Source organism: Alteromonas sp. ABH4_456 (assembly GCF_056160645.1).
On the sequence record NZ_JBSWXO010000004.1, the window covers coordinates 253978 to 275981 of the forward strand.

Annotated in this window: 20 protein-coding genes and 1 other RNA gene; 13 read left to right on the forward strand and 8 right to left on the reverse strand. The window is 48.0% G+C overall.

The window, feature by feature from the left end; genetic code table 11:
* Positions 1-8: 8 nt before the first annotated feature.
* The 6 genes from ACXAG2_RS08620 to pspF are packed head-to-tail and all read right to left on the reverse strand — an operon-like array spanning position 9 to position 6464.
* On the reverse strand, positions 9-815 hold the full coding sequence (locus ACXAG2_RS08620; RefSeq protein WP_119500618.1) for an ATP-binding cassette domain-containing protein: 807 nt from the start codon (positions 813-815) through the stop codon (positions 9-11).
* Positions 812-1807, reverse strand: a complete 996-nt coding sequence (locus tag ACXAG2_RS08625; protein ID WP_119500619.1) for a peptide ABC transporter ATP-binding protein — start codon at positions 1805-1807, stop codon at positions 812-814. Before ACXAG2_RS08625 ends, ACXAG2_RS08620 begins: the two co-directional genes overlap by 4 nt.
* Positions 1807-2700, reverse strand: a complete 894-nt coding sequence (locus tag ACXAG2_RS08630) for an ABC transporter permease subunit (RefSeq protein WP_119500620.1) — start codon at positions 2698-2700, stop codon at positions 1807-1809. Before ACXAG2_RS08630 ends, ACXAG2_RS08625 begins: the two co-directional genes overlap by 1 nt.
* Entirely contained in the window at positions 2687-3718 is a 1032-nt protein-coding gene (locus tag ACXAG2_RS08635; RefSeq protein WP_119500621.1) for an ABC transporter permease, read from the reverse strand. Before ACXAG2_RS08635 ends, ACXAG2_RS08630 begins: the two co-directional genes overlap by 14 nt.
* Positions 3715-5349: an ABC transporter substrate-binding protein gene (locus ACXAG2_RS08640; RefSeq protein ID WP_474866014.1), complete on the reverse strand. Its 1635-nt coding sequence runs from the start codon at positions 5347-5349 to the stop codon at positions 3715-3717. The genes ACXAG2_RS08635 and ACXAG2_RS08640 overlap by 4 nt, the downstream gene beginning before the upstream one ends.
* A gap of 2 nt (positions 5350-5351) precedes the next feature.
* The gene (gene pspF / locus ACXAG2_RS08645) at positions 5352-6464 is read right to left on the reverse strand and encodes a phage shock protein operon transcriptional activator (RefSeq protein WP_474866017.1); all 1113 of its coding nucleotides are present in this window, start codon (positions 6462-6464) and stop codon (positions 5352-5354) included.
* Positions 6465-6691: 227 nt separating this feature from the next.
* Between pspF and pspA the strand changes: the two genes are divergently transcribed.
* From pspA to maiA, 9 genes are all read left to right on the forward strand, one after another.
* On the forward strand, positions 6692-7363 hold the full coding sequence (gene pspA / locus ACXAG2_RS08650) for a phage shock protein PspA (protein ID WP_119500624.1): 672 nt from the start codon (positions 6692-6694) through the stop codon (positions 7361-7363).
* An 88-nt stretch (positions 7364-7451) separates the two neighbouring features.
* Positions 7452-7691, forward strand: a complete 240-nt coding sequence (gene pspB, locus ACXAG2_RS08655; RefSeq protein WP_303575340.1) for an envelope stress response membrane protein PspB — start codon at positions 7452-7454, stop codon at positions 7689-7691.
* Positions 7688-8149, forward strand: coding sequence for an envelope stress response membrane protein PspC (gene pspC / locus ACXAG2_RS08660; protein WP_474866020.1), 462 nt, complete (start codon positions 7688-7690; stop codon positions 8147-8149). The genes pspB and pspC overlap by 4 nt, the downstream gene beginning before the upstream one ends.
* A 221-nt stretch (positions 8150-8370) precedes the next feature.
* A complete protein-coding gene (gene phhA / locus ACXAG2_RS08665; protein WP_474866022.1) occupies positions 8371-9171 on the forward strand; it encodes a phenylalanine 4-monooxygenase in 801 nt (266 codons plus the stop codon).
* Between the two features lie 78 nt (positions 9172-9249).
* Positions 9250-10806, forward strand: a complete 1557-nt coding sequence (gene tyrR, locus ACXAG2_RS08670; RefSeq protein ID WP_474866024.1) for a transcriptional regulator TyrR — start codon at positions 9250-9252, stop codon at positions 10804-10806.
* 204 nt (positions 10807-11010) lie between these two features.
* Positions 11011-12117, forward strand: coding sequence for a 4-hydroxyphenylpyruvate dioxygenase (gene hppD / locus ACXAG2_RS08675; RefSeq protein WP_474851068.1), 1107 nt, complete (start codon positions 11011-11013; stop codon positions 12115-12117).
* Entirely contained in the window at positions 12110-13258 is a 1149-nt protein-coding gene (locus tag ACXAG2_RS08680) for a homogentisate 1,2-dioxygenase (RefSeq protein WP_474866026.1), read from the forward strand. The genes hppD and ACXAG2_RS08680 overlap by 8 nt, the downstream gene beginning before the upstream one ends.
* On the forward strand, positions 13255-14265 hold the full coding sequence (locus ACXAG2_RS08685; protein WP_474866028.1) for a fumarylacetoacetate hydrolase family protein: 1011 nt from the start codon (positions 13255-13257) through the stop codon (positions 14263-14265). Before ACXAG2_RS08680 ends, ACXAG2_RS08685 begins: the two co-directional genes overlap by 4 nt.
* A 30-nt stretch (positions 14266-14295) precedes the next feature.
* A complete protein-coding gene (maiA, locus tag ACXAG2_RS08690) occupies positions 14296-14952 on the forward strand; it encodes a maleylacetoacetate isomerase (RefSeq protein WP_474866030.1) in 657 nt (218 codons plus the stop codon).
* Between the two features lie 72 nt (positions 14953-15024).
* On the opposite strand, the gene ACXAG2_RS08695 is transcribed toward maiA, so the two are convergent.
* Positions 15025-15492, reverse strand: a complete 468-nt coding sequence (locus ACXAG2_RS08695; RefSeq protein ID WP_119500633.1) for an Lrp/AsnC family transcriptional regulator — start codon at positions 15490-15492, stop codon at positions 15025-15027.
* A 196-nt stretch (positions 15493-15688) separates the two neighbouring features.
* Here ACXAG2_RS08695 and ACXAG2_RS08700 point away from each other — a divergent pair, with 196 nt between their 5' ends.
* Together ACXAG2_RS08700 and ffs are read left to right on the forward strand one after the other, a co-directional pair.
* Positions 15689-16744, forward strand: coding sequence for a Glu/Leu/Phe/Val dehydrogenase dimerization domain-containing protein (locus tag ACXAG2_RS08700; protein WP_474866032.1), 1056 nt, complete (start codon positions 15689-15691; stop codon positions 16742-16744).
* Positions 16745-16839: 95 nt separating this feature from the next.
* Positions 16840-16936: signal recognition particle sRNA small type (gene ffs, locus ACXAG2_RS08705), an RNA gene on the forward strand.
* 14 nt (positions 16937-16950) lie between these two features.
* Here ffs and ACXAG2_RS08710 read toward each other — a convergent pair.
* A complete protein-coding gene (locus ACXAG2_RS08710; RefSeq protein WP_119500635.1) occupies positions 16951-17229 on the reverse strand; it encodes a late competence development ComFB family protein in 279 nt (92 codons plus the stop codon).
* Between the two features lie 241 nt (positions 17230-17470).
* On the opposite strand from ACXAG2_RS08710, the gene ACXAG2_RS08715 reads away from it, so the two are divergent.
* Together ACXAG2_RS08715 and ACXAG2_RS08720 are read left to right on the forward strand one after the other, a co-directional pair.
* Positions 17471-18559, forward strand: a complete 1089-nt coding sequence (locus tag ACXAG2_RS08715) for a tryptophan 2,3-dioxygenase family protein (protein ID WP_474866033.1) — start codon at positions 17471-17473, stop codon at positions 18557-18559.
* A 423-nt stretch (positions 18560-18982) separates the two neighbouring features.
* Positions 18983-21883, forward strand: a complete 2901-nt coding sequence (locus tag ACXAG2_RS08720) for a TonB-dependent receptor domain-containing protein (protein ID WP_474866036.1) — start codon at positions 18983-18985, stop codon at positions 21881-21883.
* Positions 21884-22004: the final 121 nt, after the last annotated feature.

Here is a 22004-nt window from a genome sequence, read left to right on the forward strand (position 1 = left end):
TTGACCACTCAGGTCAACGTTTGCTGGGGCACCAGTGACTGATATGCAAGGATCAGCTTTTTAGTCATATCATGTTGCGGCCAGCGGAAGATTGTTTCCGTTTTGCCGGTTTCAACAATCTGTCCGTTTTCCATCACGATGATCCTGTCGGCAATGTGTCTTACAATGCCTAAGTTGTGGGAGATAAAAATAAACGACAACCCCAGCTCTTTTTGCAGGTTCAGGATCAGGTTTACCGTTTGCGAGCGTACTGAAGGGTCCAGTGCGGCAAAGGGTTCGTCTGCGACCAGAATCTTTGGCTGTAATACCATGGCTCTGGCGATGGCTACACGCTGCTGCTGACCGTCAGACAACATGTGGCGGTAAAAGTAGTAGTGATCACGCAGTAATCCCACTTTAACCAGAATATCTTCGATGACTTTCTTGCGTTCTGTTTCATCCAGTTCAGTATTCAGCGATAACGGCTCATCAAGAATACGCCCTACAGGAATGCCGGGGTTCATGGCTTCGCTGCTGTGCTGAAAAATCATGCGGATATCATTGCTGGCGTTATAGCTCTTAGTCGACTTCTTTTTGGCCGCGTTATACATCACGTTGCTGAGGAATATCTCGCCTTCATCGGCAGGCACTGCACCCACCAGCAGCTTGGCAAGCAGGGATTTTCCGGCGCGGTTTTCACCTATGATGGCAATGGTCTCGCCGCGCTTCACACTCAGTTCTATAGGCCCTAAGGCGAATACTTCCGGCTTTTTCAACCAGCGTTTCTTATCACTGTGGCGGAATGTCAGGCCGCTGACATGCATGATCTCACTCATAACTTCTCCATGTGCAGAGGGAAGTGACAACTGTAAGTGTGGTCATGGATACGACGCACGCCGGGCGTACTGACACAAGCGCGCTGGGCGCGGGGGCAGCGCGGGCCCAGCCGGCAGCCAATGGGAACGTGCTGCAATGAAGGAATGGTGCCGTCCAGTGCCGGCAGCACTGACTTAGGCGGTAAGTCATTCCTGAAACTAGGCGCACTGTCCAGCAGTGCTTTGGTGTACGGGTGCAGCGGCCGTTTACGGATATGCTTCATCTTGCCGGATTCAACAGTTTGTCCGCAGTACAGTACCGTCATGGTGTGAGACATACTGGCGATGGCCAGCAAGTCGTGGCTGACAAACAATATGGATAGTGATTTTGTTTGATTCAGACGTGTCAGTAACTTCAGTACTTTGGTCTTCGTGGTCGTTTCCATGCCACGGGTGGGATCGTCAGCAATTAGCAGTCTGGGCTGTGAAATCAGCGCCATAGCAATCATGAACTTCTGACCAATGTCGGTAGGCACCTGGTGGGGATACGCATTCAGATAGTGCTTATGATTTTTAATCCCGACTTTGTGCACAGTACTGATAGCAGTTTTCCGGCGGTCCTGCTTACGTTGCCAGAACCATTTACCGTTTACCAGTTCATCCGGGATGGCTTCCTCTAACTGCTCACCTAATGTGGTGGAGGGATCCATGGCTGATACCGGATCCTGAAATACCACGCCGATATCCCGGCGCATCAGTTCACGCCGCTCTTTTGCTGACATGGACAGCATATTTTTGCCGTTCCAGCTCATTCTGTCAGCGGTGATACGCCACTGCTGGGGAAGTGAACCGGAAATTGCCTGAACCATCAAACTCTTGCCTGAACCGGATTCGCCAACCAGCGCGCGGATTTCTCCGCTGTTAACGGTCAGGTTCACTTTATCTAACGCTTTAACACGGGTATTCCCGTTGTCTATCTCAAGCGTCATATTCTTTATATCGAGCATGGGCATTAGTGTGTCAGCCTCCGTCGAAGTGCAGAGCGCAGTCCGTCACCGACAATGTTCACCGCCAGTACCATCAAAAATATCGTCAGGCCGGGAAGGCCCACATTCCAGGGCGCGATATAAGCCACATCCAGTCCGTCTGCCAGAATTACGCCCAGCTCGGGAAGGGGCGGCTGTGCACCGAGATTCAGAAAACCCAGTGCGGAAATGTCGATGACAGCAATGGATAAGGCGAGTGAACCCTGTACCACCAGCATTTCAATCATATTCGGCAGCACCGAGTGAAAAAATAACTGCAAAGGCCGGGCGCCATCCAGCCTGGACGCCAGAATGTATTCTTTTTTCATTTCACTGCGCACATAAGAGCGGGTGTGATGGATAAACTGAGGGATAAGTGCCAGCGTAATTGCCCACATACTGTTAACGAGACCAGTACCCAGAATGGCCACGATAATAATGGCTATCAGCAGAGTAGGGATGGCCATCAGTGCATCCAGAGTATGATTTATCACACTGGAGCGAACACCGCTGGTCATGCCGGCGATGGTGCCGATTGTTACACCTGCCAGCATAGCGATAAGCACCAGCATCAGGCTGGAACCGAAGGTAACACGGCAGCCGTACATAATGCGTGAAAATACATCTCTGCCCAGTGCATCAGTACCGAACAGGTGAGAGATGGTACCGTTCGGTTCCCAGCTCGGCGGCACCAGCAGGGCATCGATGTTTTGTTGTAACGGGTCGTAAGGCGCTACCAGCGGCGCAAACAGAGACACGAAAAAAAACAGTCCGAGCACGATGAAGCCGGCAAAGGCCACATGACTGCTGCGGAACTCTTCCCAGGTGCGCTGCCAGGGAGAGGGCTGCGATTCTTCCTGATATAAACTAAACCGTGCCACGTTCGTACTTTTCCCTGCTTGGATCGATAAAGCGGTTAAACAAATCAATCATAATTGTAAAACTGATCACCACTGTAGCTACTGCCAGCATACCAACACGCAGTGCCGGATAATCGCGCTGGTAAATGGCTTGGATCAGCCAGTTGCCAATACCCGGCCAGGAAAACAAGGTTTCAACAATCATGGCATTGGTGATGAGCGTCGTAATCTGGATCGCCATCAGTGGCAGAATGGGGAGTAAAGCGTTTCTCAGTATATGGCGGAAAAAGATTTGCCGCTTGGAAAGTCCGCGGGATTCTGCCGCTGCAATGTACGGGCTTTTCAGCACGTCGATCACTGAACGCCTTGTCAGCCGGACCATGGAGGCGGTGGAAACCAGCGCGATAGATACCGTGGGCAGGAGTAGGTGGATGAGTGCATCGCTGAGTGCCAGGCCGCTGTCCACACTGTCAGCAATGATGATGTCGATGAGGATAAAGCCGGTCTGCGGAGGCACATCAAATAGCAGGCTCACACGCCCTGATAACGGTACCACACCAAGATTCAGACTGAAAAACAAGATGAAAACCAGTGCTATCCAGAATACCGGAAATGAGTAACTGACCATACTGGCTGAGTTAATCAGGTAATCCCGTTTGGTGTAACTGCGTAACCCCGCGTAACAGCCAAGAGGCACACCTACAAAAATGGCGATAAAAAGCGCATAGGCACTGAGCTCTATTGTGGCGGGCATGGCGATACCGATTTCCTGCCTTAACGGCAGACCGGATATAAAACTGTACCCCCAGTTCCCCTGAAGCAGTTGCTGAACATAATAGATAAATTGAAACAGATAGGGTTTATCGAGCTGAAACTGGCGGATGAGTGCAGCACGCTGCGCCTCATTTTGCGGCGTGATTCCTGTCAGATTCACCAGTACGTCGCCGGGAAACAAATAAGCAAGGGCGAAGGACAATGCCGCCAGCACGAGCATAGTGGTTATAAACAGGGTCGCATAGCGGATCAGAATTTGTATCACAGGGATTTCGTCACTCCGGCAAAACGTACACCACCGTACGGATTAATACTCATGCCCTTCAGATTTTTACGGTAAGCCTGATACCGGTATGCATGAGCAATAGGCACGATGGGTAATTCATCATACAGCAAGCGGTTCACTTCTTCATAGATTGCTTTGCGCCGCTCCATATTTTGCGTTTGCAGGGCTTCATTAATCAGTGAATCGTATCGTTCGTTACACCACATTGCGCGATTGGTGCCGGACGGGATCGCGCCGCAACTGAGCAAAGGCCGGTAAAAGTTGTCCGGATCACCGTTGTCTGCGGACCAGCCAATCAGCACGCTATCGTGTAAGCCTTCCCGCAGATGGCGGCGAAACGTGGTCCAGTCATAAGTGACAATATTCACCTGAATATCCACCGCTGACAAATATCGCTGGATCAGCTCAGCCATTTTGGTGGCATTCGGGTTGTAAGCGCGCTCCACCGGCATTGCCCAAATTGTCATGGTAAAGCCCGGTTCAATACCGGCTTCAGTGAGTAATTTTTTCGCCAGTACCGGATTGTAAGCGGTGTCTTCGGCATCACTCTGGAAAGCCCAGCTGGCTGTAGGAAGCAGGGTTTTTGCCCGTGTGGCACTGTCAAAGTACACAGCTTCAAGGAGGGTGTTTTTGTCGATAGCCAGTGCCAGCGCTTTACGCACGTCCGGATTGTCGAATGGAGGCCGGTTGGTATTGAACGCCCAGAAACCGATGTTCAGACCGGGTTTTTCAGATAACTCAAGCTCTTCACGGTTACGGATTACCTCCAATTCTGTCTGGGCAGGGAAGGCGATAGCATCACACTCTCCGGTGATCAGTTTGGCAAGCCTGATTGAGCTCTTCGGCGTGATGTCGTAAATCAGGTGTTCCGTGTTTGTCTGGCCCTCCGGCAGCGACTGTTCACCCCAGTAATGTTCGTTGCGCAGAAAACGGATATAGTGGTCTTTGCGGTAGCTTTCAAATTTAAACGGGCCTGTACCAACAGGGTAATAGTCAATTCTCTCCGGCGTGCCACGGCTCAACAGAAAATCAGCATATTCGGCTGATAAAATAACGGAAAAGTCTGTCGCCAGGTTCGCCAGGAAAGAGCTGTCACGCTGTTTTAAGGTGATCTCAATCCGGTAGCCATTGATGCGCTTCACATCTTCAATATTGGCAGCGATGCCGAGACTTTCGAAATAAGGGTAGCGTCCACCGGACACGCGGTGATAAGGATTGGCCTCCAGCCGCCAGCGGTTAATGCTGAAAATGACGTCGTCGGCGTTAAAGCTCCGGGTCGGGGTAAAGTAAGGCGTGGTGTGAAATTCCACATCTTTATTTAACTGAAATGTATAGGTAAGCCCGTCATCCGATACCAGCCAGCTGCTGGCCAGGTTTGGCACAATCTGACCGGTTTCAGGATCGAAATCCATCAGCCGGTCGTAAACCTGGTGGGCGGTGGCGTCTGCGGTGGTGCTTGATGTATCGGTTTGCGGGTTAAAATTCACCGGATTACTTTCAGAACAGTAGATGATACCTGACTGGTAAAAAGCAACCTGCTCTGATTTATCGCAGGCCTGAAGCCCTGTTAGTGCGACCAGTATAGTTGCCCACCGAAAACCCCGTCGCACCGTTATGCCTCCACAGATTCCGCTGAAGAATCCAGTAAATTGTATTTCTTTAAATAGCCTCTGAGCTGATGATAAGTCAGACTCAACTTTTCTGCAGTCTTTTTCTGATTAAACTGACTGTCTTCAAGTGCTTGCCTGATCATATCAATTTCAAATTGCTGGGAGCGCTCCTTCAGATCCAACGGATAAACCGGAGCTTGCGGAGCCTCGGGCACCGGCGTAAATACAGCGTCGTTGGGAGGCGGGGGGAAATCAGGCTGAATGCCGTTGATTTCAGATGCCGGCTGGGGAGCGGTAATTCTGTCCTGAGTCTTAATGCGACCTTTTGGTCTGAAGGGGGATTCAAACGGGTCAAGAATGATTTCGTGGACAGGCAGGTGAGGGTTATTGCAGCGGTACACGGCTCTTTCCACCACGTTTTTGAGCTCACGGATGTTACCCGGCCAGTGATAATCGAGTAAGGTGCGGCGGGCCTTCTCTGTAAAGCCACTGAATAATTCCATATCCAGTTCCCTCGCCATATTAATGGCAAAGTTTTCGGCCAGTAACAGAATATCTTCTTTCCGTTCTCTCAGCGGTGGAATGGTAATAACGTCAAATGCCAGTCTGTCGAGTAAATCGGCGCGGAATTCGCCGCTTTCCGCCAGTGCAGGCAAATCTTCGTTGGTTGCTGCTATCAGACGAACATCTGTTTTCAGTGTTTTCGTACCGCCCACACGTTCAAATTCACCGTATTCAATGACCCGGAGTAATTTCTCCTGAATCAGACCTGAGGTGTTCGCTAACTCATCCAGAAACAGGGTGCCGTTGTTGGCGACTTCAAAGCGGCCCTCACGGCGTTTGGCTGCACCGGTAAATGCTCCCGCTTCATAACCGAAGAGTTCACTTTCGAGCAGATTTTCATTCAGCGCGGCACAATTCAGCTTGATGTAATTTTGATCCCAGCGCTGAGACAGAAAGTGCAAACGGGCGGCAATAAGCTCTTTACCCGTCCCCCGTTCTCCGATAACCAGCACCGGCTTATTAAGTGGTGCGATTTGGGAAATTTGTTCCAGTGTTTCCAGAAAGCTGTTGGCCTGACCCAGCAAGTTATCCTGTTGGCGAAATCTACTCATTTAGTCCCTCAATTGTTAGTCATTTAGACCAATAATTAGTGTAGATGAAAAACTTCACAGAATCGAACATTAATTTAATTCAGAAAAAATGAATAAATTCAGTGAATTAAAAAGTCTTAGCTAGTTGGCAAGCATATTGAATAGCTTGTGACAGAGATGCGTATTAACTACGAGCATTAAAATCCATGCACTTTTGCATGATTCCATACGAGCTGGAGGTAATGAATATGGGTATCTTCTCGCGTTTCACCGACATAGTGAACTCAAATATTAATGCATTACTGGATAAAGCTGAAGATCCGGAAAAAATGGTTCGTCTGATTATTCAGGAAATGGAAGACACACTGGTTGAGGTGCGTTCAGCATCTGCGAAAACCATCGCCAGTAAAAAGGAAATTACTGCACAAATCAGTAAATACGAAGCCGATGCACAGGACTGGCAGGCCAAAGCGGAACTGGCTTTAAGTAAGGACAGAGAAGATCTGGCACGTGCAGCGTTACAGGAACGTAAGAAAGCTGCAGAAGCTGCCGTTGCTCTGGGTAAAGAGCTTGCAGTAGTGGAAGAGCAGATTTCGAAACTGCAGGACGAGGTTGGGCAGTTACAGGACAAGCTGGCCGATGCAAAAGCCCGTCAGAAAGCGATTATCATGCGCCAGAAAACGGCGAGTTCACGTTTAGAAGTGAAACGTACTTTGGATAGCAGTAAAGTAGATGCTGCTATGGGCCGGTTTGAGCAATATGAGCGTAAAATCGACGACCTGGAGTCTCAGGTAGAAGCGTACGACTTAGGTAAGAAAACGCTGAATGATGAATTTGCCGAGCTGGAAGCCGGCGATAAAATTGACGAAGAATTAGCGGCGTTAAAAGCTAAAATAAAAGAAAATAAAAGCGCAGAATAATGCGCGCCCGGTGCCGGTTTCCTTGCTCACAGGAAGCCGGACAATCGGCTTTGTGGGCAGTTCTCACTAGAAATCGGAGGTTATGGTTATGGACGAGGGAATACTGGCACTGCTATTGGTACCCTTATTTTTGTTTTTGATATTTGTCGCACCCATCTGGCTTATTCTGCACTATCGCAGTAAGAAGCAAGTCAGTCAGGGATTAAGCGCAGAAGAGTTCGCAACGATTAATGAACTCGCGGAAAAGGCTGAAAAAATGTCTGACCGCATCAAAACATTGGAAGCCATTCTTGATAGTGAAGCGCCTCAGTGGAGAGACAGAGCATGAACCGTCAATTCTATCGTGACACCGAAAATGCCAGAATTGCAGGGGTATGCAGTGGTATAGCAGACTATTTCGGGTTGGAAAGATGGCTGGTCAGAATTCTGGTTGTGTCTGCTTTTTTCTTGCTGGCCGGTACCTTCGTGTTCATCGGCTACATCGCCTGCTGGTTTATTCTGGAACCGAAACCTGCCAATATTTCTGCTCAGCAGGATGATCCGCTAAGCCAGTTTAAAGGGCACCAAGGTAAAAGCTGGACGAACAGCAATACCGGCGCACAGCAGCATGAATCATCCGGCAAGGTGTCGGTAAAGACGAAAGTCTGGCAGGCCGGTGAGCCACCAAAACAGGCAGTGCACGATATCGCCTCGAGGTTCAAGGAATCAGAATTGCGTCTGCGCAAGATGGAAAAATATGTAACCTCCAGAGAGTTTCAGTTAAACCGTGAAATCAGCCAGCTCTGAATAAAATGACGGGTGAAGCAGACCGTTAGTCAAAGAACTCAAATGAGGGCCGGTGACACATCAGTGTCACCGGCCTTTTTATTTACTTTCAATAATTCAGAGGCTTATATTGAATTGTAAAATTAATGTTACATCGGAGATCTCAGGCTGAATCAGCCTGAGACTTCCACAGTGTCATAAATTCCTTAGACTAAAATGAGTAACAGCAATTAAGGTTTTTTATGGCGAAGTCATCTGCTTATCAGTCCGGGCAACCGGACGAAAACGGTGTGATCTCCTGGTCCGGAGAAGAAAACAAGATTTGGTCTGAGCTTTATCAACGTCAGGATTCGTTATTACAGGGCAGAGCCTGTAAACAGTATATGGACGGGCTGGCACTACTGGACCTGCCAGCGCACCGCATACCACAATTAGGTGAGATTGACCGGATCCTGCAAGCAACAACAGGTTGGCAAACCGCGCCGGTACCGGCACTCATAAACTTCTCATCCTTTTTCTCGCTGCTGGCAAATAAGCAATTTCCGGTGGCAACATTTATCAGAAGCCGGGAAGAATTTGATTATCTGCAGGAACCGGACATTTTTCACGAAGTCTTCGGCCATTGCCCGCTGTTAACCAATCCTTCTTTTGCGCATTTTACCCATACCTACGGGAAGCTGGGTCTGGATGCGTCGAAAGAAGAACGTATCTATCTGGCCCGCCTGTACTGGTTTACCGTTGAATTTGGTCTGGTTAAAACGCCCGGAGGGCAGCGTATTTATGGCGGCGGTATTTTGTCATCGCCGGGTGAAACCCTTTATGCGCTTGAAAGCGATGTCCCTGTGAAAGTGCCTATGAATGCGCTGGATGCCCTGCGTACACCTTACCGCATCGATATTATGCAGCCGCTGTATTATGAGCTGTCTGATTTCGATGATCTTTTTACTCTGGCAGAAAGCGACATCATGCATTTAGTGCGTCAGGCCATGCGGCTTGGCCTCTATGACCCCCTGTTTGAACCTGCGCCCAGACGGGTGAGTTAAACAAATTTAAGCGTTCCAATGTTAGTATTTTGTGATATCCTGTAAATATATATTTACAATAAAAAATGACAGAATACTATGCGCTTAGAAATCAGTTGTCAGGACCGTCTTGGGATCACTCAGGACATCCTGGATATCCTGGTGGCTCATGAAATCGATTTGCGGGGCATCGAAATCGATGAAGCGGGCAAAATTTTCCTCAATTTCCCTAATCTTGAATTCGAAGATTTTCAGCATCTCATGCCAAAAATCCGGAGGATCAATGGTATTGATGACGTGAAAACCACGCCGTATATGCCCGGCGAGCGGGAGCGGAATCAGCTTTCGGCCATTTTGCGTACTTTACCTGACCCGGTATTTTCCATCGACAACCGCTGTCGTGTACTTATGTGCAATGAAGCGGTGATCAGTGGTCTTGAATTGCCGTTTTCCGATATTGAGTCCACAGAAATCAGTGAGCTGGTTAAAGGGTTTAACTTTAACCGCTGGATGGAGAGCAAGGATAATGCGGCCACTTCAGTGAAGGTGAAGTTTATCCAGCAGGATTATCTGGCGGATATTTTGCCGGTAATAGTGCCGGATGGTCAGAACAGTGCCATCTTTGCCGGTGCGGTGGTGATCCTGAAATCAGAAATGCGTCTGGGTCAGCAATTTACGGCTTTCCATCAAACTGAAACGGATTCTTTCGACCACTTCATCATCCGGTCACCGGCTATGGCAAAGGTTGTTAACGATGCCAAACAAATTGCCGATCTCGATGCGCCGGTACTTATCTTCGGCGAAACCGGTACGGGAAAGGAAATGATTGCCAAAGCCTGTCACCAGGCAAGCCGGAGAAACAAAGGTGAGTTCCTTGTACTGAATTGCGCTTCGTTACCCGACAGTGTCGCAGAATCTGAGTTATTCGGTTATGCAGCCGGTGCATATAATCAACTGGAGGGTAAAGCAGGCTTACTAGAGCTGGCAGAAGGCGGTACAATTTTGCTGGATGAAATCGCTGATATGTCTCCGCAATTGCAGGCTAAATTGCTTCGCGTACTGGAGCACAACGAATTCAGACGCGTTGGTGATGATAAACCCGTAGCGGTAAACGTACGTTTCATTTGCACTACCGGTCGGGATTTCGGGCAGATGGTGGAAGAGGGCGTGTTCCGAAAGGATTTATACTATCGCCTGAATGTACTGAGCCTGGTCATGCCGTCATTAAAAGAACGCAGACCGGACATATTGCCACTGGCCGAAGCATTCATTTTGCAACACAGCAGTAAACTGGGACGCCGTCCGGCCAAGCTGAGCAAGTCCAGTGTGGATTTCCTGCAGCAGTACCCCTGGCCCGGAAATGTCAGGCAGTTACAGAACGCCTTATTCCGTGCACTGTCGTTGCTTGATGGCAATGAAATCTCTAAAGAAGATATCCAGTTGCCTTCCTGTGCACCCAGTGTCACGTACATCGATGAAAACTTTGACGGCACGCTGGATGAAGAGGTGAAGAAATTTGAGCGGGATCTGCTGAAACGTTTGTATCCGTCCTACCCGAGTACCCGTCAGCTGGCGAAAAAATTAGGCCTGAGCCATACAGCCATTGCCAACAAGTTGCGTGAATATGGCATTAATAAAGGTACTGTAAAGTTATAGATACGCTCTGTACTGCCCGCTTTACAAAAATCCCGGGGCAGGGGGCTTCACAGGCGGGCATTTTAATGGTGTCCGCCTGTTGTTCAGTTTTATTTACGGCTTTCCTCCGTCAGACCGCCAATGCTATCCGCAGGCCCTGTCTTTTCTGATTGTTAAATTTGGTGTTTATTGATCACATAACTTTTATAAGTGTGAGGAAACACCATGTCACAAGTCGATTACTCTTATAACCCGCTGGGCTCAGACGGTTTCGAATTCGTTGAATATACCGCTGCTGATGAGAAAGGTATTGCGGCCCTTAAAGACCTTTTTTCATCGCTGGGTTTTGCTGAGGTAGCCAGCCACCGTTCCAAGCGTGTGTGGTTGTATCGTCAGGGGGATATCAATTTCATTGTGAATGCTGAACCGGCATCACAGGCAGAAGAATTTGCCAAATTGCGTGGCCCCAGTGTTTGCGGCATGGCGTTCCGTGTTAAAGATGCAGGAATTGCAATGAAGCACGCACTGGCAAACGGCGCGAAGCAATTTGTGGGCAATCTGGGACCCATGGAACTGAATATTCCTGCCGTTTATGGTATCGGCGAGAGCACGCTTTACTTTGTTGACCGCTACGGTGATGACAGCATTTACGACGTAGATTTCACCTTTTATGACGATTGGCAGGCAAGAATGGAAAAAGCCGGAGCCGGCCTCAGTTTTGTCGATCATCTCACTCACAATGTCCGCCGGGGTAACATGGCGTTGTGGGCCAATTTCTACGAGAACATCGGCAACTTCCGCGAGATCCGTTACTTTGATATAGAAGGCAAACTCACCGGCCTGGTGAGCAAAGCGATGACGTCTCCCTGCGGTAAAATTCGTATTCCTATTAATGAATCGTCCGACGATAAATCACAGATTGAAGAGTTTATCCGTGAATATAACGGAGAAGGTATTCAGCATATCGCATTAGCCACTGACGATATCTATCAGACCGTCAGAGATTTGAAAGCCAGAGGTATGCGCTTTATGGACACGCCGGATACCTACTATGAAGGCGTGGATGCCCGTGTGCAGGGGCATGGTGAAGATTTGAATATGCTCAAAGCATTGCGCATTTTAATCGATGGTGCACCAATGAAAGATGGCATCCTGCTGCAAATCTTTACCGATACAGTCATTGGCCCTGTATTTTTTGAAATTATCCAGCGCAAAGGTAACGAAGGTTTCGGTGAGGGGAATTTCAAAGCGTTATTTGAGTCCATAGAACTCGACCAGATCCGCCGTGGCGTTTTAGATGGCCAGGCGCAGGACGAGAAAGAAAATGCGTAACTGGATCCGGTTTCCGGCTGCGCAGGGGACGCACTCGAAGCAGGCACACGCCGATTTTCCGGAAGAGGGCATTTATGAACGTGAAATTGGTCGCAGTGGCTTTTTTGGCCCTGCGAGTCATTTACATCATAAACATGCGCCGACCGGTTGGATTGACTGGGAGGGGGATTTACGACCCCGCGCCTTCGACCTGAATAAGTTGCCCCGTGATGCAGAGCTCGGGCCCTTTTCCGCTCCTATGATCCTCGGCAATGCTCACTGTAAATACCGCTTATGGCATTGCCATACTGCCATGCCGCGCCTGGCCCGTAATGCTGACGGTGACGACTTATTGTTCATTCATGAAGGTGAAGGTGAACTGTTTTGTGATTACGGACATCTGCCGGTAACCGCCGGTGATTACGTGCTTATTCCCCGCTCCTCGCTATGGCGGCTGGAGCCGGCAAAGCCCATGACCATGTTAATGATTGAAGCGACTAACGAAGCGTATCAGTTGCCGGACAAAGGCATGCTGGGAGGTCAGGCGATTTTCGACCCCGCCGTGCTGGAAATACCGCAAATCAATGACAGGTTTATCGGCCAGCAAGACGAGAATAACTGGCAGGTAGAGGTGAAACGGGGCAACAAGGTGTCGGTGATCACTTATCCGTTTAATCCTCTCGATGCCATTGGCTGGCATGGTGAAGTGTGTGTGGTTAAGCTGAACTGGCGGGATATAAGACCTTTAATGAGTCACCGTTATCATTTACCACCGTCAGCCCATACCACTTTTGTAGCTCCGCGTTTTGTTGTCTGTACGTTTGTACCACGGCCAATAGAAAGTGACCCCGGCGCTTTAAAGGTGCCGTTTTATCACAATAACGACGATTATGATGAAGTACTGTTCTACCACGAAGGTGACTTTTTCAGCCGTGACAACATTGAAAAAGGCATGGTGACTTTTCATCCGGCGGGGTTCACTCACGGCCCCCATCCAAAAGCCTTTGCAGCCGGTCGTGCCCATAAGAAGACATTTACTGATGAAGTCGCCGTGATGCTGGATACCCGTGACGCGCTTGAGATGGGGGATGCCGCGCTGGCGACAGAAAATCCGGAGTATGTGAATAGCTGGAAGACACCGGTGAAGGAGAATGAACAATGAAATTTGCGACCTATAAAAACGGCAGCCGTGACGGGCAACTAATGCTGGTTTCACGGGATTTGACCCGTACTGTTGCGGTACCGGATATTGCACTGACGTTGCAACACGCTCTGGACAACTGGGCGCAGGTTGCCGGCGCATTGCAGTCACGATATGAGCAATTAAATGATGGATTAATTGAAAGTGAGGCGTTCAAAGAAGAGCGCTGTAAGTCGCCTCTGCCACGTGCTTATCAGTGGGCTGACGGCAGTGCCTATGTGAATCATGTGGAACTGGTGCGTAAAGCCCGCGGTGCAGAGATGCCAGAGAGCTTCTGGACAGATCCGCTGATGTATCAGGGCGGGTCTGATGACTTCACCGGCCCCCGGGATGACGTTATTCTACCCAGTGATGACTGGGGTATAGATTTTGAAGGGGAGGTGGCGGTTGTCACCGACGATGTGCCAATGGCATGTTGTGAAACTGTCGCGGCTGAACGCATCAGGTTGATTATGCTGGTGAATGATGTGTCACTCAGGGGGCTTATTCCCGGCGAACTGGCTAAGGGATTCGGATTCTTTCAGTCTAAGCCTGCCAGCAGTTTTTCACCGGTGGCGGTAACACCTGACGAACTGGGTAGTGCATGGAACCAGGCACAGGTTTGCCTGCCATTACGCTCAACCTATAACGGAGAGTTATTCGGCATGCCCCATGCGGGCACCGACATGACATTTAACTTCGCGCAACTGGTTGCGCATGCCGCGAAATCGCGTAATCTGGGAGCAGGAGCTATTATTGGCTCAGGTACCGTATCGAATAAACAGGGTACGGACCATGGCAGCGCTGTGAAAGAAGGTGGTGTGGGTTATTCCTGTATTGCCGAAATCAGGATGATTGAAACCATCCGTGACGGCAAGCCATCCACTCCCTTTATGCAGTTTGGCGACAGGATCCGCATAGAGATGCTGGATGAGCAGGGACACAGTATCTTCGGCGCGATCGAACAACAGATTAAACCACTCAGCTAACAAGAAGTGGCAAGCAAAAAAGGGCGAAACATGAGTCTGAAACTTTATGGTTACTGGCGTTCTTCGGCAACCTACCGGGTGCGCATTGCAATGAACCTGAAGGGGTTGGATTACGAATATGTACCGGTTCACCTGGTAAAAGAAGGCGGTGAACAAACTCATGAGGTGTTTAAGCGTCTGAATCCGGCGCAACTGGTACCTGCACTGGTGGATGACGACGAAGATTTCGTACTCAATCAGTCTCTCAGTATCATCGAATATCTGGATGAAAAGTATCCAGAAACATGCCGTCTGATCCCCGAGCACGCGCTTGAAAGAGCTCGGGTTCGCGGACTGGCCCACGATATCGCCATGGAGATGCAGCCGTTAGGAAACTTACGGGTGCTCAATGCATTGCGGAATGATTTCAATGCGGATGATGAAGACATTGCCGCATGGGTGCGCAAGTGGTCAGAAAAAGGATTCCAGGCGATTGAACGTCGTTTGCAGACACAAGCCGGAAAGTACTGCTTTGATTTTAATGTCACCATGGCTGACGTTTGCCTGGTGCCGCAGGTATACATTGCTAAGCGGTTTAAACTGGACATGACACCGTTTCCGCTCATTTCCAAAATTGTTGATAACTGTCTGGCGCTGGATGCGTTTGAAAAAGCGAGACCGGAGAATCAGCCGGACTGTCCTGAATAACCATGACATAAAAAACAAAAAGCCCGTTGATACTGCCATGTATCAACGGGCTTTTTCGTTTCTGATAACCGCTTACTGACTTTTTATTGGTAACTCTGTGGTGTTCTTCACCTGCTTCAATGCAAAAGTGGAGCTTAAGTGATCGACCAGTGGCAGATGGGTCAGCTTGGTTTTCAAAAGATATTCATACTCTTCAATACTTTCAACAACCACTTTAAGAAGATAATCCTTCTCTCCGCTGGTGGTATGACATTCTACGATTTCATCGATTGACTGTACCGCCGCTTCGAAATCGGTGAGTGAATCTCCGTCGTGGTTTTTCAACGTCACGAAAATGAAAACCGATACGCCGAGATTCAGCTTTTTGCTGTTCAGCAGCGTCACTTTACGAAGAATAATTCCTTCTGATTCCATGCGTTTAACACGGCGCCAGCACGGCGTATGTGACAATCCGACCTTTTGACTCAAGTCGGCCATGGAGACAGTGGCATCCTGTTGAAGCACGCGAAGAATTTCGCGGTCAAATTTATCTAATTTCATTAATCAGGCATCTCGTCAGGTGTATGATAATTATTATAACACTCACATAATACTAGGATATATATCCTAGTCTATAGTTCTTGTGAATAACCATATTTCCTCTTGTAAACATAGCTTGAAATTAATGCAAAATCTGTCCTCGTGATGTTCGGATAAGATAGCCGGGTTATCAGTCACGATCAGAAGAAGAAAATCCATGTCAGTTTTTGAACATCCAGAGTTTGACAGTCACGAACATGTGGCATTTTTCCACGATGAAGCTTCGGGCTTAAAAGCGATTATTGCAGTGCATAATACGAATCTCGGTCCGGCATTAGGCGGTTGCAGAATGTGGCCGTATATCAACAGTCATGAAGCGCTGACAGATGTTCTCCGGCTTTCAAAAGGCATGACCTACAAGTCTGCCATGGCCAACCTGAAGCTGGGGGGCGGGAAGTCAGTGATTATCGGCGATCCCCGTAAGCACAAGTCTGAAGAAATGATGCTGGCTATGGGAAGATTTGTAGATTCTCTGGGCGGCAAGTATTTCACTGCTGAAGATTCCGGCATTGCAGTGACTGATTTGAAAACCATGGCAACGCAGTCGGAATACATCACCGGTGTAAGTGCTAAGTATCATTACAATAATGAGCAGCCTGACGGCAATCCTGCTCCTTCAACAGCCTATGGTGTCTTCACCGGCTTGAAAGCAACAGTCGAATATGCGCTGAAATCAGATTTGAAAGGGGTGCGGGTGGCCATTCAGGGTGTTGGCCACGTGGGTTATCGTTTGGCGCAACATCTTCATGCCCACGGCGCTGAATTGTTTGTCACCGATATTTTCCCGGAAGGCATAGAACGGGCTGTCTCTGAATTAGGTGCGACGGCGGTGAAGCCGGAAGAACTATACGGACTGGACGTGGATGTGATTGCACCCTGTGCGCTCGGCGCATCCATTAATGATGAAACGGTGCCTGAGATAAAGGCCAAGGTGATTGCCGGTGCTGCGAACAATCAGCTTGCCAGAGAATCTATGGGGGAAGTTCTGCGTCAAAAGGGCATTGTTTATGCGCCTGACTATGTGATCAATGCCGGTGGTGTGATTGATATTTATCACCAGCGTATGGAGTCATCCAGTGAAGCTATGCGTGAGCATATTGAGCAGATTGGCCTGACGCTGAAAGAAATCTATCAACGTGCTGATTCTGATGAAAAAGCCACCAATATTGTGGCAAATGTTATCGCTGAAGAACGATTTAATCACAAGGCTTGAAACTTCGTCTTCAAATCGTCATAATGCGCCGCTCCTGAGGACCGCCGTTACGGCATAATATCCGTTTTCAGGAGCACGCAAAGTTCAATGGTGGGCCCTGGTCCTCTCGCAATGATACTCTGTGAACCCGGTCAGGCCCGGAAGGGAGCAGCCGCAGCAGACGACTCATGTGCCGGGATGTGGCTGGGGCCCGCCACCCAATCTCCTCACTCATCTGTTCGTTTCGATTTTGCCTGGTCCAGATATTTTATCGCCTTGTCCACGGCGTGTTCCACATTCATTTCCATTTGTTGTCTTTCACTCTGAGGAAGATAAAACGCCATATCAACTTCAAAGCGGATATACCGTGGCGGTACCTGATTCAGCGCAAGGCAGCAAATATCTGCCAGATAGTCTGATGATTTAGTTTTATCAAGCTCCAGTTCGCTAAGCCGCTGCAAAACAAGGTGCTCATAATAGTTATGGATATCATCATCTAACTTCATAATTTTTCCTTTTTACCGGTAATTACTAAACTTACCCATGTTGCCATGCTTACCTTAACAGGGTGTAAACCTGTTCTGCCAGCACAAAAATGCCCTGAGTCTGGCGCACAGTTCCCTCTACTGTTTATAGTTTGTTTCGTCTAAATGTCGAGAATTATCCGCCACATCAGCATGTTTAGTGGTGCAGCTATCAGTTTGATGTTCACGACAGTCGAAATCTCATTACCAATAAGGCAGGAATATGAAAAGGAATACCACGCCGGTTTATTACGGCGATTATTTGCAACTGGATAAAATTTTAGGCGCACAGGGCCTGCAAAGTGAAAAGTATGATGCTGCGGCCCACGATGAAATGCTATTCATCATTGTCCATCAGGTTTATGAACTGTGGTTTAAACAGGTACTGCATGAATTAAATGCGGTCATAGATACCTTCTCTCAGGACAAGGTAAAAGATGAACAACTTATCGAAGTGGTTCACCGTCTGCACCGTATAATTCAAATTCAGCAACTGATGAATGATCAGATCTCAGTAATGGAGACCATGACGCCACAGGATTTCATGTCTTTCCGTGATTACCTCGTGCCTGCGTCAGGTTTTCAGAGTATTCAGTTCAAACGTCTGGAAATATCTCTTGGATTAAAGAGAGAGTTCAGAATCGACTTCGATAAACAGAGCTTTTATAACCGTCTGACAGATCAGGATCGTGCGTTGCTTGAAGCGCTGGAGTCAAAGGACAGTCTGTTTGAGCTGATTGACCGCTGGCTAAGCAGGCTACCGCTGCTCAAAAAAGATGAATTCACCTTCTGGCAGCATTATCAGGAAACTGCAGAAGCGCTGTTACTGCAAGACAAAGCCACCATTGAATCGACAGCACCCGATGAAGCATCACGGCGTCAGGAATTACATGACTGGCAAACAACAAGAGATAATTTCGCCGCGCTGTTCGACAATAAAAAATATAATGCACTAAGAGAGAAGGGGACATTCAGACTTAGCCATGACGGCATGCTGGCTGCCTTGTTCATCAAGCAATATTCTCAGGAACCTATATTTAATCTTCCGTTCCAGGTGATTACCGCATTAACGGAAATTGATGAGAAGCTGACGATATGGCGATACCGCCATGCAATGATGGTTCAGCGTATGATTGGCAGCAAAATAGGAACCGGAGGTTCGTCCGGACACCATTATCTCAAGCGGACTACGGAGTCGAATCGCATTTTTACTGATTTTTTCAACATGGCGTCTTTTTTATTACCTAAGGCAGTGCTCCCTCCATTGCCGGAAAATATCCGTAAGTACTGTGGCTTTTATTTAAGCGAATAGCATTGATTCGTATTAACTGCGCGCTTGCTGCTTTTTTTGTATAGATAAATTTACGGTATGATCAAATATGTCGCATTAAGTTATCAAAATGTTACTTGATCGTGACTTCTGTTTAACGCTGAAATGAAGAATATTTCCAAATTTTGCTTTTACAAGGATGAATGTTTTACGTAGTTGTATTTTTTAGTGTTTTTATTTCATTAAGAGCGGCTTTACTGTCCTTAAAGATGATTGATTTCCTAATAATGTAAAAATTCAAAAAAAATTTGAACTTTTGGAACTGACCCCCGCAAAGTAAGTTGACCGTCTGATAAGTATGTGGTTATTATCATCGCTGAGGTGTTATACCTTTTAATAATAAGTCGTGAAAAAACGATTTAATAACACACACACTAATTATTTAGTGGTCCAGGGAGACAATACATGTTTGAAAATACAAGACTGGCGAAGTCAGTGAAGCTTGCTTGTGCCTTCGGCGCAGTAACTGCTGCCTCAATGACCAGCAATGGCGCATTCGCGCAAGAGGAAGCCACGGCAGATGGTGAAAAAGTTGAGAAAATCCAGGTAACTGGTTCTCGTATTCGTCGTACAGACATCGAATCTTCCAGCCCGGTGCAAATTACATCAGACGTTGAAATTAAACTGTCTGGTTTTACCCGTGTTGAAGATCTTCTGAACAGCTTGCCACAAATCGAAGCTGGTCAAACTTCGTTCCGTGCGAACGGCGCTTCAGGTACCGCGTCAGTTGACCTTCGAGGTCTTGGTCCAGAACGTACACTGGTACTGGTAAACGGTCGCCGTTTGCAGCCGGGCGGTGTTTACTCACAGTCTGCTGACATCAACCAGATTCCTGCTGGTCTGGTTAAGCGCGTTGAAGTACTGACCGGCGGTGCTTCAACCACTTACGGTGCTGACGCGGTAGCGGGTGTTGTTAACTTCGTGATGGACACTGATTTCGAAGGTTTTGAATTCACTGCCGGTGCGCAAGGTTATCAGCACGACAACGACAACGCCTACATCCAGGGACTGATGGATCAGCGCGATTTCGAGTATCCTACAGGAAGTTCTGGTATTGACGGCACGTCTTTCAACTACGACCTCGCAATTGGTGGTAGTTTCGACGGTGGTAAAGGCCACGCTGTTGCTTATGCAACATACCGTCGTGACAACCAGCTTCGTCAATCAGCTCGTGATTATTCGTCATGTGCGCTGAACAACTCTGGTACTGCTTGTGGTGGTTCCGGAAACGCTGTAAATCCAAACTTCTACATCTCATCAATTAATCCGGATTGGTTTGTAGACCCAGTTTTAAATGATTCGTTTGACTGGAGCAATTATGGTTATTACACATTAGACACTGATAGTAATTTCATTGACTCAGTAGGAAACGTATATAACTACGCGCCACCTAACCACTTTATGCGTCCGGATGAGCGTTACAGCATCGGTGCGTTCGTAAACTATGAAGTTAACGAGCACTTCAATCCGTACATGGAAACCATGTTCATGCGTGACGTAACACGTGCGCAAATCGCAGAATCCGGTACTTTCTTCGCTGAAACTTATCTGCTGGATTATGACAGTGAGTACATTAATGATTCTCAGCGCGCTTTCCTGACGTCTGAGCTGGGCTTAACCAGTGGTGACCAGTTTGCAACTTACATTGGTAAGCGTAATACTGAAGGTAGTCCCCGTTCTTCAAATCTTGAGCATAATTCGTTACGCATGGTTGTCGGTACCCGTGGTGCTGTAAACGATATGTGGGAATACGATTTCTCAGTACAGTACGGAACTACTTCTTCATCTGCAGCATATTTAAACGATTTTGTGACTGCGAGAATCGGTGAAGCTATCAACGCTTTAGAGTTAACTGATGATGGTCTGATTGGTTCAGATTGTGCCACTAACGAAGACTGTACACCTTACAACGTATTCACCTACCAAGGCGTAACAGCTGAAGCGGCGGATGCAATGGTTGGTACTGGTGTATTAAACGGTGAAACTGCTGAAACAATCGTAAACGGTTATATTAGTGGTGAATTTGATTACACTTTACCAAGTGCTGATGCGCCTATTGCGGCTGTATTCGGTGGTGAATATCGTAAAGAAGAGTTCGTTCGTATTGCTGATGAAGTATTTGCGACTGGTGCGTTAGCTGGTCAGGGTGGTCCAACGCCTAGTATTACCGGTTCTTACAGCGTGAAAGAGGTGTTCACCGAGTTAAGTGTTCCGGTTCTTGAGTCCCTTACTCTTGACTTAGGCTATCGCTATTCTGACTACGACATACAGGGTAGCACTAGTACTTACAAAATTGCCGGTGAGTTCCAGGTGGCCGAAGACTGGATGATTCGTGCTAACTACAACCGTGCGGTTCGCGCACCTAACGTGGGTGATCTTTTCACTCCTCTAGGTCTTGGACTATGGTCCGGTGAAGATCCATGTTCCGGCGCGACTCCTGAGTATACTGCTGAGCAGTGTGCGAATACTGGTGTAAGTGCAGAGCAATATGGAAACATCGTAGCTAGCCCGGCAAGCCAATATAACAGCTTGACTGGTGGTAACATTGAATTAAAGCCTGAGATTGCTGATACTTATGGTTTAGGCGTAGTTGCTAACCCAATTGAAAATCTTAACTTCTCAATCGATTATTGGTTAATCGAAATGGAAGACGTTATCGATGAATATGGCTCAGAGTTAACTGTTCGTCAGTGTGCTGAAACTGGTTCAGCTCAATTCTGTGACAATGTGGTTCGTTCAGGTGCAGGTTCTCTGTGGTTGGGTGAAGCTGGATATGTTCTGAACGCTAGTTACAACCTTGCAGGCCGTACCTGGGAAGGTATTGATATCGACGGTAATTATGAGCTGGAAGTGGGAGAAGGTACTATTACTACTCGCCTTGTTGGTTCATACTTCCTGACAAAAGAGACTGATACTCTTCCTGGTCTGACTGACCCGTATGACTGTGCCGGTGTAATCAGCACACAGTGTTTTGCGCAACCTGAATGGCGTCATACGCTAACCATGACCTATACCACAGGTGATTTCTGGTCTGTACAGGCAAAATGGCGTTACTACGGTGAAGTCGACTACGACGGAACAACCGATACACTGCTTGCTGATGGTATCTCTGCACAAAGCTACCTTGATCTGAAAGGTACTTTTGATGTGAATGACCACGTTGGTGTACTGATTGGTGTGAACAACGTTCTGGATAAAGAGCCACCTCTCGTAGGCGGAACAATCTCTTCCAACGGTAACGCAGTTGCTGGTTTCTACGACACACTGGGTCGTTTCCTGCACGCTAGCGTAACTGTTCGCTACTAAGATAAAGTTTATCTTTGTATAAGCCCCGACTTAGTCGGGGCTTTTTTGTTTTTATATCGTTAAAAAAGTGTTATTGGTCGCAATTGACTTGCTTAAAGTACTTGATTTGTGTGTCCCGCTG

What these genes read in the sequence shown, in the direction of transcription:
- ACXAG2_RS08620 (WP_119500618.1), bottom strand. Translation starts at nt 815, where the DNA reads ATGAGTGAGATCATGCATGTCAGCGGCCTGACATTCCGCCACAGTGAT.
- ACXAG2_RS08625 (WP_119500619.1), bottom strand. Translation starts at nt 1,807, where the DNA reads ATGCCCATGCTCGATATAAAGAATATGACGCTTGAGATAGACAACGGG.
- pspF (WP_474866017.1), bottom strand. Translation starts at nt 6,464, where the DNA reads ATGAGTAGATTTCGCCAACAGGATAACTTGCTGGGTCAGGCCAACAGC.
- pspA (WP_119500624.1), top strand. Translation starts at nt 6,692, where the DNA reads ATGGGTATCTTCTCGCGTTTCACCGACATAGTGAACTCAAATATTAAT.
- pspB (WP_303575340.1), top strand. Translation starts at nt 7,452, where the DNA reads ATGGACGAGGGAATACTGGCACTGCTATTGGTACCCTTATTTTTGTTT.
- pspC (WP_474866020.1), top strand. Translation starts at nt 7,688, where the DNA reads ATGAACCGTCAATTCTATCGTGACACCGAAAATGCCAGAATTGCAGGG.
- phhA (WP_474866022.1), top strand. Translation starts at nt 8,371, where the DNA reads ATGGCGAAGTCATCTGCTTATCAGTCCGGGCAACCGGACGAAAACGGT.
- tyrR (WP_474866024.1), top strand. Translation starts at nt 9,250, where the DNA reads ATGCGCTTAGAAATCAGTTGTCAGGACCGTCTTGGGATCACTCAGGAC.
- hppD (WP_474851068.1), top strand. Translation starts at nt 11,011, where the DNA reads ATGTCACAAGTCGATTACTCTTATAACCCGCTGGGCTCAGACGGTTTC.
- ACXAG2_RS08680 (WP_474866026.1), top strand. Translation starts at nt 12,110, where the DNA reads ATGCGTAACTGGATCCGGTTTCCGGCTGCGCAGGGGACGCACTCGAAG.
- ACXAG2_RS08685 (WP_474866028.1), top strand. Translation starts at nt 13,255, where the DNA reads ATGAAATTTGCGACCTATAAAAACGGCAGCCGTGACGGGCAACTAATG.
- maiA (WP_474866030.1), top strand. Translation starts at nt 14,296, where the DNA reads ATGAGTCTGAAACTTTATGGTTACTGGCGTTCTTCGGCAACCTACCGG.
- ACXAG2_RS08695 (WP_119500633.1), bottom strand. Translation starts at nt 15,492, where the DNA reads ATGAAATTAGATAAATTTGACCGCGAAATTCTTCGCGTGCTTCAACAG.
- ACXAG2_RS08700 (WP_474866032.1), top strand. Translation starts at nt 15,689, where the DNA reads ATGTCAGTTTTTGAACATCCAGAGTTTGACAGTCACGAACATGTGGCA.
- ACXAG2_RS08710 (WP_119500635.1), bottom strand. Translation starts at nt 17,229, where the DNA reads ATGAAGTTAGATGATGATATCCATAACTATTATGAGCACCTTGTTTTG.
- ACXAG2_RS08715 (WP_474866033.1), top strand. Translation starts at nt 17,471, where the DNA reads ATGAAAAGGAATACCACGCCGGTTTATTACGGCGATTATTTGCAACTG.
- ACXAG2_RS08720 (WP_474866036.1), top strand. Translation starts at nt 18,983, where the DNA reads ATGTTTGAAAATACAAGACTGGCGAAGTCAGTGAAGCTTGCTTGTGCC.